The 11,940-nt window shown below is 65.6% G+C and carries 10 protein-coding genes; 5 read left to right on the forward strand and 5 right to left on the reverse strand.

The features are described from left to right. From DDT93_RS11680 to DDT93_RS11695, 4 genes are read left to right on the forward strand one after another with little or no spacing between them, the layout of a single operon-like run. Nucleotides 1–654 (forward strand): ABC transporter ATP-binding protein, encoded by a 654-nt coding sequence (locus DDT93_RS11680; RefSeq protein WP_109466024.1) that lies wholly within the window; start codon nt 1–3, stop codon nt 652–654. Continuing rightward, nucleotides 638–2,611 carry a capsule biosynthesis protein gene (locus tag DDT93_RS11685; RefSeq protein WP_109466025.1) on the forward strand — a complete coding sequence of 658 codons (1,974 nt, stop codon included), beginning with the start codon at nt 638–640 and terminating at the stop codon, nt 2,609–2,611. The genes DDT93_RS11680 and DDT93_RS11685 overlap by 17 nt, the downstream gene beginning before the upstream one ends. A 2-nt stretch (nt 2,612–2,613) precedes the next feature. Continuing rightward, on the forward strand, nt 2,614–3,447 hold the full coding sequence (gene kdsA / locus DDT93_RS11690; RefSeq protein WP_109466026.1) for a 3-deoxy-8-phosphooctulonate synthase: 834 nt from the start codon (nt 2,614–2,616) through the stop codon (nt 3,445–3,447). Between the two features lie 18 nt (nt 3,448–3,465). Further along, on the forward strand, nt 3,466–4,962 hold the full coding sequence (locus tag DDT93_RS11695; RefSeq protein WP_109466027.1) for a phosphomannomutase/phosphoglucomutase: 1,497 nt from the start codon (nt 3,466–3,468) through the stop codon (nt 4,960–4,962). 72 nt (nt 4,963–5,034) lie between these two features. Here DDT93_RS11695 and DDT93_RS11700 read toward each other — a convergent pair whose 3' ends face one another. The 5 genes from DDT93_RS11700 to DDT93_RS11720 form a co-directional block, all read right to left on the reverse strand. Beyond that, on the reverse strand, nt 5,035–6,735 hold the full coding sequence (locus DDT93_RS11700) for an ABC transporter ATP-binding protein (protein ID WP_109466028.1): 1,701 nt from the start codon (nt 6,733–6,735) through the stop codon (nt 5,035–5,037). A gap of 210 nt (nt 6,736–6,945) precedes the next feature. Then, a complete protein-coding gene (locus DDT93_RS11705; RefSeq protein ID WP_109466029.1) occupies nt 6,946–7,791 on the reverse strand; it encodes a metal ABC transporter permease in 846 nt (281 codons plus the stop codon). Continuing rightward, complete coding sequence (locus DDT93_RS11710; RefSeq protein WP_109466030.1) at nt 7,788–8,651, reverse strand: metal ABC transporter permease; 864 nt, start codon at nt 8,649–8,651, stop codon at nt 7,788–7,790. The genes DDT93_RS11705 and DDT93_RS11710 overlap by 4 nt, the downstream gene beginning before the upstream one ends. Further along, nucleotides 8,651–9,565, reverse strand: coding sequence for a manganese/iron ABC transporter ATP-binding protein (locus DDT93_RS11715; RefSeq protein WP_109466031.1), 915 nt, complete (start codon nt 9,563–9,565; stop codon nt 8,651–8,653). Before DDT93_RS11715 ends, DDT93_RS11710 begins: the two co-directional genes overlap by 1 nt. Before the next feature lie 76 nt (nt 9,566–9,641). Continuing rightward, the gene (locus DDT93_RS11720; protein WP_109466032.1) at nt 9,642–10,544 is read right to left on the reverse strand and encodes a metal ABC transporter substrate-binding protein; all 903 of its coding nucleotides are present in this window, start codon (nt 10,542–10,544) and stop codon (nt 9,642–9,644) included. A gap of 346 nt (nt 10,545–10,890) precedes the next feature. Between DDT93_RS11720 and DDT93_RS26930 the strand changes: the two genes are divergently transcribed. Then, nucleotides 10,891–11,910 carry a calcium-binding protein gene (locus DDT93_RS26930; protein WP_232825440.1) on the forward strand — a complete coding sequence of 340 codons (1,020 nt, stop codon included), beginning with the start codon at nt 10,891–10,893 and terminating at the stop codon, nt 11,908–11,910. Nucleotides 11,911–11,940: the final 30 nt, after the last annotated feature.

Genomic DNA, 11,940 nt, shown 5'->3' on the forward strand with positions numbered 1-11,940 from the left:
ATGCTTGAGTTCGTGAATGTCAGCAAATCGTTCTGGACCGGAACGCAGCGCAAGGTGATCCTCGACAAGGTGTCCTTCCGCGTCGATCTGGGCAATTCGCTCGGCATTCTCGCGCCCAACGGCACCGGCAAGACCACCCTGATCAACATGATGGCAGGACTCGAAAAACCCGACGAGGGAGAGGTCCGCCGCATGTGCAAGATCTCCTTTCCCCTCGGGTTCATGGGCGGGGTGATCAGCCGTATCTCGGCGATGGAGAACTCGCGCTACATCGCCAAGCTCTACGGGCTCGACCCCGACTACGTGGAGGCGTACTGCCGCTGGCTCTGCAATCTCGGGGAATACTTCGACCAGCCGCTCGGCACCTACTCGCAGGGCATGAAGTCGCGGTTTTCCTTCGCGCTGATGCTGGCGCTCGACTTCGACATCTACCTGATCGACGAAGGCATGCCCGGCACCACCGACGTGGAATTCAACAAGAAGGCCGGCGCAATCCTCGAGGAACGGCTGCGCACGACGACCATCATCATCGTCTCGCACCAGGCCCGCACGCTGGAAAAGTTCGCCCGCTCCGCCGCCGTGCTGAAACACGGCAAGCTCTACATGTTCGACACCCTCGAAGAGGCAAAACAGCTTTATGACTACGAAGCCTAAGGCCCGGAAATTCCGCGTGAAACGCAGTACCACGGTGTCGTCGAGGTTCCGTGCCCTGGCGGTTGCCGCCGAACGGGCCGAGCAGGCAGAGCGCGAACAGTTGGGCAGCGTCCCCGCCGCCCCCACCGCCGCGGCCCCCCGCAAAGAGGCCGAAAGACCCCGCAGCGTCGCGCGCCCGGTGCCCGGCCCCGAGGCTGCACCCGCAGCTTCCCCCGCAACTTCCCCGGCCGCCTCCGGCACCAGCGCCGCCCGCTCCCTCCGCCGTGCCGTGCAGGAACGCGAGGCGCTGCTGCTGAAAGACCCCGTCGCCGCCACCGAACCCGCCAAGAGCGCTCCCGCGTCGGCGGCCGCCGAACCCGCAAAGGCCCCGCCCCCGAGCGCTCCGCCCGCACCCGAGAAGCCCGCCAGCACCCGCGCCGAGGTTCCCGCCCCCCGGCCCGAGACCAGCCCCGAGCCCGCCCGCCAGGGAGAGGTCGCCTCGGCGCGCGAGGCCGGTGCCGACAACGATATCGAAGCGATCCGCCGCGAAGGTCTGACCGGCCGCCAGCTGCGCATGGCCCGGCGCGTGGCGCAGAAACACAACCTGCCCGCCACCTCCGACTTCGACGCGGTCCGCCTGCTGCGCGAACAGGGTATCGACCCCTTCGCACGCTCGAACATGCTGGAACTGGTGGTGCCGCAGGGCGGCGCCTCCCACGACGGCGAGCCCGACGCGCTCCAGCAACTGCCCCAGACGGTGCGCGGCGGCGGCAACCTGCCCGCCGGGCGCGAATATCTCCGCCCCTCGCCCGAGATGAGCCCGGCCCACCAGCGCGAGCTGGAAATCGGCCAGATCCAGCGCGACATCGCCAAGCGGCGGCGGCGCCGCCTGATGCTGCTGATCAGCCGCCTCGCCTTCTTCGTCTTCCTCCCCACCGTGCTCGCCGGCTACTACTTCTACGCCGTCGCCACGCCGATGTTCTCCACCAAGTCCGAGTTCCTGATCCTGCAGGCCGACAACGTGGGCGGCTCGGGGCTCGGCGGCCTGCTGTCGGGCACCCAGTTCGCCACCAGCCAGGATTCCATCGCGACGCAATCCTATCTCCAGTCCAAGGACGCCATGCTGCGGCTCGACGGCGATGTTGGCTTCAAGTCGCACTTCTCGCAACCCTGGATCGACCCGATCCAGCGCCTCTCGCCCGATGCGACCAACGAAGAGGCCTACAAGATCTACAAGAAGAACGTCCAGATCGGCTATGACCCGACCGAGGGCGTGATCCGGATGGAGGTCGTCGCCGCCAACCCCGAGGTCGCCACGTCCTTCGCGACCCACCTGATCTCCTATGCCGAGGATCGGGTGAACAATCTCTCGCAACAGAAACGCGGCGACCAGATGCGCGATGCCATGTCGGGCTTCGAGACCGCCCAGCAGGAACGCCGCGCCGCGCAGGAGGCTCTGGTCAAGCTGCAGCAGCAGGGCGCGATGCTGGACCCCGAGGGCGTCATCGCCGGGCTGCGCGCGCAGATCAACAACATGGAAATGCAGCTGCAGGAGAAGCAGCTGCAACTGGCCGCGCTGCAGGACAACCTCCGCCCCAACGAGGCGCGGGTCGAGGGCGCCAAGGGCGACGTGCGGCGGATCGAGAACCTGCTGGCCGAGCTGAACCGCAAGATGATCGACGCCTCGGCGGGCGAGAATTCGCTGGCCGAACTGACGGTGCGGATCCAGATGGCGCAGGCCGACCTCGCCACGCGGGACATGATGCTGCAATCGGCGCTGCAACAAGTCGAACAGACCCGGATGGAGGCCAACCGGCAGGTGCGCTACCTGACCACCTCGGTCCAGCCGGTGGCAAGCCAGTCGCCCTCCTACCCGCGCAGCTTCGAGGACACCATTCTGGCCTTCCTTATATTTTCCGGGATATACCTTATGTTCTCACTGACGGCATCCATCCTTCGAGAACAGGTCACCTCATAGCCATGAAACATGTCCAAGCCGCCGGTCTCACGATCGGCAACGACCGCCCGCTGACCGTGATCGCGGGCCCCTGCCAGCTGGAAAGCGCAGACCACGCGCGCATGATCGCGGAGACCATGAAGACCGTCTGCGACAAGCACGGCGCGCAATTCGTTTTCAAGGCCAGCTACGACAAGGCCAACCGCACCTCGCTCAAGGGCAAGCGCGGGCTCGGCATGGACGCGGGCCTGAAAATCCTCTCCGACGTCGGCCGCGAATTCGGCGTGCCGACGCTGACGGACGTGCACATGCCCGACCAGTGCGCCCCCGCGGCCGAGGCCGTGGACATCATCCAGATCCCGGCCTTCCTCTGCCGCCAGACCGACATGCTGCTCGCCGCGGGCGAGACCGGCGCGGTCATCAACGTGAAGAAGGGCCAGTTTCTCGCACCGTGGGACATGGTGAACGTGGTCGCCAAGATCGAGAGCACCGGCAACGAGAAGATCCTGCTGACCGAACGTGGCGCATCTTTCGGCTACAACACTCTGGTGGCGGATATGCGCTCATTGCCGGAGATGGCCAAGACCGGCTACCCGGTGGTCATGGACGCCACCCACTCGGTCCAGCAGCCGGGCGGCCAGGGCGGCTCGTCCGGCGGCCAGCGCGAGTTTGCCCCTGTAATGGCGCGTGCAGCGGTGGCGATCGGCGTCGGCGCGGTCTTCATCGAAACGCACGAAGACCCGGACAACGCCCCTTCGGATGGGCCGAACATGATCCCTCTGGATCAGATGGACCACCTGATCGGAACGTTGATGGCTCTGGATGGTATTGCTAAGTCTGATCCCATCCTCCTCTGAACCAACAGCGAGTTTTTCATGACCAAACCTGCCGCCAAGGTGACACCGAACACCTGGGAGTTCCTGCGCGACCCGATGATCACCCCGACGGGCTTTCGTGAATACGACGCACGCTGGAAGTACCCCGAAGAGATCAACCTTCCCGGCATGACGGCCCTCGGCCTCGGCCTCGGCACCCAGATGATCCGCCGCGGCATCGCGCCGGTGATCGCGGTCGGCAACGACTATCGCGACTACTCGCTGACCATCAAGAACGCCCTGATCCTCGGCCTGATGCGGGCCGGGATCACGGTCAAGGACATCGGCCCCTGCATCACGCCGATGGCCTACTTCTCCTCCTTCCACCTCGGCGGCTGCGCCGTGGCGATGGTCACCGCCAGCCACAACCCGAACGGCTGGACTGGGGTCAAGATGGGCTTCAACATGCCCCTGACCCACGGCCCCGACGAGATGGGCGAGCTCAAGGAGATCGTCCTGAACGGCGACTGGGAAACCCGCGACGGCGGCAAGTACGAGTTCGTCGACGGCGTGTGGGATGCCTACATGGACGACCTCGTGGGCGACTTCAAAATGTCCCGCAAGCTCAAGGTCGTCTGCGCCACCGGCAACGGCACGGCCTGCGCCTATGCCCCGGCCCTGTTCGAACGCATCGGCGTCGAAGTGGTCGAGAGCCACAACACGCTCGACTACACCTTCCCCAACTACAACCCGAACCCCGAGGCCATGGAGATGCTCCATGACATGGCCCACTCGGTCAAGGCGTCGGGCGCCGACTTCGCGCTCGGCTTCGACGGCGACGGCGACCGCTGCGGTGTGGTGGACGATGAAGGCGAGGAAATCTTCGCCGACAAGGTCGGCGTGATCATGGCCCGTGACCTGTCCAAGATCTATCCGGGCGCGACCTTCGTGGCCGACGTCAAGTCGACCGGCCTCTTCGCCTCCGACCCGGAGCTGATCGCCAACGGAGTCAAGGCCGACTACTGGAAGACCGGGCACAGCCACATGAAGCGGCGCGTGCATGAACTGGGCGCGCTGGCGGGCTTCGAAAAGTCCGGCCACTACTTCATGGCCGAGCCGGTGGGCCGCGGCTACGACGACGGAATGCGCGTCGCGGTCGAGATCTGCAAGCTGATGGACCGCAACCCCGACATGAAGATGTCGGACCTGCGCAAAGCCCTGCCGAAAACATGGTCGACCCCTACCATGTCGCCCTATGCCGCCGACACCGAGAAATACGACATTCTCGAACGGCTGGTGCAGAAGCTGGTCGCCAAAGGCGAGTCAGGCGAAACCTTCGCCGGGCGCGCGATCAAGGAAGTGGTCACCGTCAACGGCGCCCGCGTGATCCTCGACAACGGGTCCTGGGGCCTCGTCCGCGCCTCCTCGAACACGCCGAACCTCGTGGTGGTCTGCGAAAGCTCCGAGAGCGACGAGGAGATGCGCGCGATCTTCGCCGATATCGACGCGGTCATCCGCACCGAGCCGGGCGTCGGCGATTACGACCAGACGATCTGATCCGGGTCATCCCCAAACGCAGAAACGCGCCGCTACAGCGGCGCGTTTTTCGTTTCCGCCAACGATCTTCGCTCAGGCCGACAGCCGCGCGTAGGCCGCCTGACGCGCCAGCAGTTCCTCGTGGCTGCCCTGCTCGACGATCCGGCCCGACTCCATCACGAGGATACGGTCGGCGTCCCGGATAGTGCCCAGCCGATGTGCGATGACCAGCGTCGTGCGCCCCTCGGACAGGGTGTTCAGCGCCTGCTGGATCTCCCGCTCGGTCTCGCGGTCCAGTGCCGAGGTCGCCTCGTCCAGCAACAGGATCGGCGGGTCCAGCAGGAAGACCCGCGCGATCGCCACCCGCTGCTTCTGACCGCCCGACAGCATCACGCCCCGCTCGCCCACGATGGTGTCGAGCCCGTTCGGCAGTTGCTCGATCATCGGCCCAAGCTGGGCCAGCCGCGCCGCTTCGAGAATGTCCGCCTCGCTGGCCCCGAGCCGCCCGTAGGCGATGTTCTCGCGCAGCGTCCCGCCGAACAGGAACACGTCCTGCGACACCAGCCCGATCTGCGAGCGCAGCGACTCCAGCGTCATCGAGGCCAGCGGCCGCCCGTCGATGCGCACCTCGCCGGTCACCGGCTCGTAGAACCGCGGCACCAGCGCTAGCAGGGTGGACTTGCCCGCCCCCGAGGGGCCGACCAGCGCCACCGTCTCGCCCGGACGCACCGTCAGCGAGATATCGTGCAGGATCGGCCGCGTCTCGTCATAGGCAAAGCTCACGTGGTCCAGCACGATCTCGCCCTTCAGCGCGGGCGCGGCAGTGGCATCGGGGCGGTCCGCGATCTCCTGCTCGGTCGCCAGCAGTTCAAGGTAGCGGCGGAACCCGGCAATGCCGCGCGGATAGGTCTCGATCACCGCCGCGATCTTTTCCAGCGGCCGGAAGAACACGTTCACCAGCAGCAGGAAACCGACGAAGGTGCCGGTGGTCATCGCGCCGGTCAGCACAAAGTAGGCACCGGCGACCATCACCACCACCTGCACCAGCCGCATCCCCATGTAGTTGATCGAGGTCGAGGCGGCCATCAGCTTGTAGGCGCTGAGCTTGGTGCTGCGGTACTTGGCATTGTCGTCGGCAAAGAGCCCGTGCTCGTGCCGCTCGTTGGCAAAGGCCTGCACCACGCGGATACCGCCGATGGTCTCTTCCAGCCGCACGTTGAAGGCCCCGACACGGGCATAGATCGCCTGCCATGCGTTGGTCATCCGCCCGCCGTAAAAGGCAATGATCCAGCCCGTCAGCGGCACGATGACGCCGGTGATCACGGCAAGGCCGGGATGCAGCCAGAACATCAGCAGAAAAGCCCCGGCAAAGGTCATGATGGCGATGAACAGGTCCTCGGGCCCGTGGTGCGCCACCTCGCCGATCTCCTCGAGGTCGCGGGTCACCCGCGCCACCAGCTTGCCGGTGGCCGAACTGTCGAACCAGCGCCACGACAGCCGCGTGAGGTGGGCAAAGGCGCGCGAGCGCATCTCGGTCTCGATATTGATGCCCAGCATGTGACCCCAGTAGATCACGATCGCCATCAGGCCGGTGTTCAGCAGGTAGATGACCAGCAGCGCCACGGCGGCGGTCAGCGTCAGGCTCCAGTCACCCATCGGCAGCAGGTGGTCGATGAAGCCGGTAATCGCCAGCGGAAACGCCAGCTCCAGCAGGCCCGACAGCACGGCACAACCGAAATCGAGCCAGAACAGACCGATCCAGGGGCGGTAATAGGCGAAGAACTGGCGCAGCATGTCGGTCTCTTTCCCGTAATGTCAGGCCCGCGCCCGGGGAATGCCCCGGCGCGCGCCGTCACCGGCAGCCTGCTGCCGGGCGATGCCCTGTCCCTGACCAAAACGCTCAAGCTTGTCAATCACGGCGGGCAGGCAAAGGGCCCGCGCACAGGGCAGCCTGCGCCCATGCACGTTCCGGGTCAACGCCCTGGCGGAGCTTATCCGCCCCGGTCAGCCCTGCCCCTGCAACAGCATCGAGGCGCGCCGCGTCTGGTACATGCGCCAGCCAAAGGCCAGCACGAACAGCACGGTGAAGATCAGGATGATCGTCGGCGCCGGGGCACTGTCGAGGAAGAAGCTGGCGTAGGTCCCGCCCAACATCGCGCCAAGGCAGACCACCACCGACAGCACCAGCATCGCGCCGAACCGCCGGACAGTGAGAAAGGCGATCGCCCCGGGCGAGATCAGCAGACCCACGGCCAGGATCAGCCCCGTCGCCGTCAGCGTCGCCACGATGGTCAGCGACAGCAGCGTCAGCAGCCCGTAGTGCAGCATCCCGACCCAGAGGCCCGAGGCCCGCGCCTGCGCCGGGTCAAAGGCATGAAGCAGCAGGTCGCGCCACTTGAGCAGCAGCGCCGCGCTCACCACCAGCGAGATCAGCCCGGCGGTCCACAGGTCATCGGTGCCGACGCCCAGCATGTTGCCGAACAGGATGTGGTCGAGGTGCGCGTCGCTGGTGATCGAGCTGTAAAGGACGATGCCCGCCCCGAACATACCCGAGAACACGACGCCCATCACCGTGTCCTGCTTGACCCGACTGTTATCCGAGAGAAACCCGGTCATCAGCGCCGTGACCATGCCCGCCCCAAAGGCGCCGACGATCAGCGGGATGCCAAAGATATAGGCCAGCACGATCCCCGGCAGGGTCGCATGACTGATCGCATCGCCCATCAGCGCCCAGCCCTTCAGGACGAGAAAGCACGACAGCAGCGCCGTCGGCACGGCGACGATGGCGCAGATCAGAAAGGCGTTCTGCATGAACGGGAACTGAAAGGGCAGCAGCAGCGAATCCATCATGCCGCCTCCTGCGCCCGCAGCGCCTCGGCCGCGCGCCGCCGCGCCGCCAGCAGCCCGTGCTTGGGCGCAAAGACAAAGGCGGCAAGAAAGATCACGGTCTGCAGGCTCACGATCACCCCGCCGGTCGCCCCGTCGAGGAAGTAGCTGATGTAGGCCCCGCCAAAGCCGGTCAGCGCCCCGATCAGCACCGAGAGCGCGATCAGCCGCGGAAAGCGGTCGCACAGCAGGTAGGCCGTCGCGCCCGGCGTCACCACCATGGCGATCACGAGGAAGGCGCCAACGGTCTGCATCGCCGCCACGACCGAGGCCGACAACAGGGTAAAGAACACCACCTTCAGCACACCGGGCCGCAACCCGATCGACCGCGCGTGGCTCTCGTCGAAGAAAGTGACCATCAGGTCCTTCCACTTGGCCAGCAGGATCACTAGCGACGCGATCCCGATGATCGCCAGCTGCAGCGTATCCTGCGGCGTGATCGCAAGGATGTTGCCCATGATGATGGTCTGGACCGAAATCGCCATCGGGTTGACCGAGACCATGAACAGCCCGAGCCCGAAGAACGAGGTGAAGATGATCCCGATGATCACATCCACCTTCAGCCCCGACCGGTCCGACAGGAACAACATCGCCGCCGCCGCCAGCCCGCCGGACAGGAAGGCGCCCAGCGCAAAGGGCAGCCCCAGCATGTAGGCCCCGGCCACGCCGGGCACCACCGAGTGCGAGAGCGCGTCACTGATCAGCGACCAGCCCTTCAGCATCAGGTAGGACGACAGGAAGGCGCAGACCGCGCCGACAAGGGCCGAGACCCACATGGCGTTGGTCATGTAGCCATAGCCGAACGGCTCCAGCAGCAGGCTCATCACTTCTTGCGCTCCCGCTGCCGGTGGGTCTGGTCGCCGTATTGCACAAAGGGCCGCTCGTCGTCGGTAAAGATGGTGACCTGCCGCGGATCGTCGTCGTCGTGCAGCGCATCGCCACCAAGGGTGAAGTGGCGCAGCACGCCGCCAAAGGCCTGTTCAAGGTTGGCCCGGGTAAACGTCGTGTCGGTCGGACCAAAGGCCAGCACGGTGCCCTTGATCAGCACCGTCCGGTCGCAGAACTCCGGCACCGAACCAAGGTTGTGGGTCGAGACCAGCATCACCCGCCCCTCGCGCTTCAACTCGCGCAGCAGTTCGATGATCTGCTCCTCGGTCTTCACGTCGACGCCGGTAAAGGGTTCGTCCAGCAAGATCACCTTGCCGTCCTGCGCCAGCGCCCGGGCGAGGAAGACGCGCTTCTTCTGCCCGCCCGACAGCTCGCCGATCTGGCGGTGGCGGTAGTCGAGCATGTTCACCCGGCGCAGCGCCTCGTCCACCGCCGCGCGGTCGGCGGCACGGGGACGCCGGAGAAAGCCCATGTGGCCATAGCGGCCCATCATCACCACGTCTTCCACCAGAACCGGAAAGGCCCAGTCGACCTCTTCCGACTGCGGCACGTAGGCGACGAGGTTCTGGCGCAGCGCGTCCTTGACGCTCAGCCCCAGCAGACGGATATCGCCGCGCGCGACGGGCACGAAGCCCATGATCGCCTTGAACAGCGTCGACTTGCCCGCGCCATTCACCCCGACCAGCGCCGTCACGGTGCCGCGCGGAATGTGAAAGCTCGCATCGGTCAGGGCGGTGTGACCATTGCGATAGGTCACGGTCAGGTGCTCCGCGCGTATCCCGTCGTCACCGCCATTGGCGGAGGGGGTCAGCGGGGCGGGGGTCTCTTTCAGCAGTTGGTCTTCGGGCATGATGGCCTTCGGTGTTGATCGGTGGCTGGCGCCCTCCGCCGATCTCGCCGGCGGCGGGCAGTCTGGCGGGATCGGCTCAGTTGGTCCCGTCTTCGAGACCCTTCGCGATAGTCTCGGAGGTAACGCGCAAAAGGTCCAGATAGGTCGGTACGGGCCCGTTCGCCTCGCTCAGGCTGTCAACGTAGAGCACGCCGCCATAGGTGGCCCCGGTCTCGCGGGCGACCTGCTCGGCCGGTCCCGTGTTCACCGTGCTCTCGCAGAAGACCACCGGAATGTCGTGCTCCCTCACCCCGTCGATGACCGAGCGCACCTGCTTCGGCGTGCCCACCTGGTCGGCATTGATCGGCCAGAGATAGAGCTCCTGCATCCCGAAGTCGCGCGCGAGATAGCTGAACGCCCCCTCGCAGGTCACCAGCCAGCGCTTGTCCTCCGGTATCTGCGCAACCCGGTCGCGCAGCGGCTCGATGGTCTGCCGCAGCTCCTGCTTGTAGGTCTCGGCATTGGCCTCGTAGAGCGCGGCATTGTCCGGGTCCTGCGCGGCAAAGGCCCTGGCGATGTTGTCGACATAGATCTGGGCATTGGCCAGCCCCATCCAGGCATGGGGGTTCGGCTTGCCCTCATAGGCCCCTTCCGAGATCGAGATCGGGTCGATCCCGTCACTCAGCGTGACGGAGGGCACCTCGCCGAGGTTCGACAGGAACTGCTTGAACCACAGTTCGAGGTTCAGACCGTTCCACAGGATCAGGTCGGCATCATGGGCGCGCACGATATCCTGCGGCGTCGGTTCATAGCCGTGGATCTCCGCCCCCGGCTTGGTGATCGAGACCACCTCGGCGGCGTCGCCCGCAACGTTGCGGGCCATGTCGGCCAGCACGGTAAAGGTCGTCACCACCTTCATCCGGTCGGCGGCCATCGCCGAGGGGGCCATCAGGGCAGACAGCACGGCGGCAAGCACAAGTCTGGTCGGTCGGGACGTCATCGCGGCTCCTCGCGGTAAAACTCTCCGCCAATGCAAATGCGAACCATTCTCAAAAGTCAAATGCAAATGCGAGGCATTCGCAACTAGATGCAGCCAAGACCGCACTTTCTCGTGATCTGGCCCCGCTTTCAGGCGCTTCGGCTGCCCCTCTCCTCCCGGTTGCGGCCAACGACACATGGCGACCCCCGATACGGCACATCCCGAGAGGAAGCCGGGAAACATACCCGACGTCCACAGCAATATAGTTGACAAAAAACATAAGATTCTACTAAGTCGCCTCGACAGATGTAGCGAGCTCTTTGCCAGTCAGCATTCGTTGTTAAGCCTCGAACGACAGGACATGGACATGGCTCAGAGACTTCTGATCGACGCCTCGGCGCTCGCCGAGAGCGGCTTCGATATCACCACCTATTTCAGCAACTACTTCGCCGACGCCGCAACCGCGGGCTCGATGACCTTCTACGGCGGCACGCCGGATTCCGCATTCGGCGGCACCTATTACATGAACGGCTCTCAGGTCCTGGCGACCTACGAAGACGCCGAAGAGGCCGCGCTCGATTCCGTCGTCGTGATCGACGGTGAAGATCTGGCCTATGACTTCATCCACTACGGCTCCACCTACGGCCACGGCATCACCGGCGAAGTCGACAGCGTGACCTTCGGCGACTGGGTCGAGGGCGAGACCACCGGCGAACAAGGCACCGGCGAAGACGGCGAGATCGCCGGCCTTGCCACCGAGGTCGTGATCGACAACCTCAACCTCTCGGCCGAACCGGGCTCCGGCTCCGACGCCACGACCAACGCGGTCTACGCGCTCTACAAGATCATCCAGAACGGCGACGCCGACGGCCTCAAGGACCTGCTCTCGGGCTACGACGTGCGCGAAGTCGGCACCTCCGGCGACGACGTGCTCAAGGGCTTCAAGGGCAATGACCTCCTGATCGGTGGCGACGGCGACGACCGCCTGCTGCGCAGCGCAGGGGACGACATCCTCCGGGGCGGCGACGGCAACGACATCCTCAAGGGCGGCCGTGGCGACGACGTGCTCAAGGGCAACGCCGGGAACGACCGGCTGGTGGGCGACGCCGGCAACGACACGCTGGTCGGCGGGCGCGGCGACGACGTGCTCATCGGCGGCGAAGGCGAGGACACCTTCGTGTTCGCCAAGCACGGCGGCAGCGACGTGGTCCGCGACTTCACCGTCGGCGAAGACACACTCGACGTCTCCGCTCTCGGCGTCGACAGCCTTGACGATTTCGCCGTCACCGAAGGCGGCAACTGGGTGGAACTGTCGGTGAACGATGTCTCCATTCGCCTGGTCGGACTGACCGAGGCGGATCTCTCGGACGATATCTTCGCCTTCTGATCCGGAAAGGGGCGGTCTCCCTCGGTCGCC

Origin of the sequence: Albibacillus kandeliae, from assembly GCF_003116585.1 — a bacterium.
GTDB lineage: Bacteria > Pseudomonadota > Alphaproteobacteria > Rhodobacterales > Rhodobacteraceae > Albibacillus > Albibacillus kandeliae.

What these genes read in the sequence shown, in the direction of transcription:
- DDT93_RS11715 (WP_109466031.1), bottom strand. Translation starts at nt 9,565, where the DNA reads ATGCCCGAAGACCAACTGCTGAAAGAGACCCCCGCCCCGCTGACCCCC.
- kdsA (WP_109466026.1), top strand. Translation starts at nt 2,614, where the DNA reads ATGAAACATGTCCAAGCCGCCGGTCTCACGATCGGCAACGACCGCCCG.
- DDT93_RS26930 (WP_232825440.1), top strand. Translation starts at nt 10,891, where the DNA reads ATGGCTCAGAGACTTCTGATCGACGCCTCGGCGCTCGCCGAGAGCGGC.
- DDT93_RS11710 (WP_109466030.1), bottom strand. Translation starts at nt 8,651, where the DNA reads ATGAGCCTGCTGCTGGAGCCGTTCGGCTATGGCTACATGACCAACGCC.
- DDT93_RS11685 (WP_109466025.1), top strand. Translation starts at nt 638, where the DNA reads ATGACTACGAAGCCTAAGGCCCGGAAATTCCGCGTGAAACGCAGTACC.
- DDT93_RS11695 (WP_109466027.1), top strand. Translation starts at nt 3,466, where the DNA reads ATGACCAAACCTGCCGCCAAGGTGACACCGAACACCTGGGAGTTCCTG.
- DDT93_RS11705 (WP_109466029.1), bottom strand. Translation starts at nt 7,791, where the DNA reads ATGATGGATTCGCTGCTGCTGCCCTTTCAGTTCCCGTTCATGCAGAAC.
- DDT93_RS11720 (WP_109466032.1), bottom strand. Translation starts at nt 10,544, where the DNA reads ATGACGTCCCGACCGACCAGACTTGTGCTTGCCGCCGTGCTGTCTGCC.
- DDT93_RS11680 (WP_109466024.1), top strand. Translation starts at nt 1, where the DNA reads ATGCTTGAGTTCGTGAATGTCAGCAAATCGTTCTGGACCGGAACGCAG.
- DDT93_RS11700 (WP_109466028.1), bottom strand. Translation starts at nt 6,735, where the DNA reads ATGCTGCGCCAGTTCTTCGCCTATTACCGCCCCTGGATCGGTCTGTTC.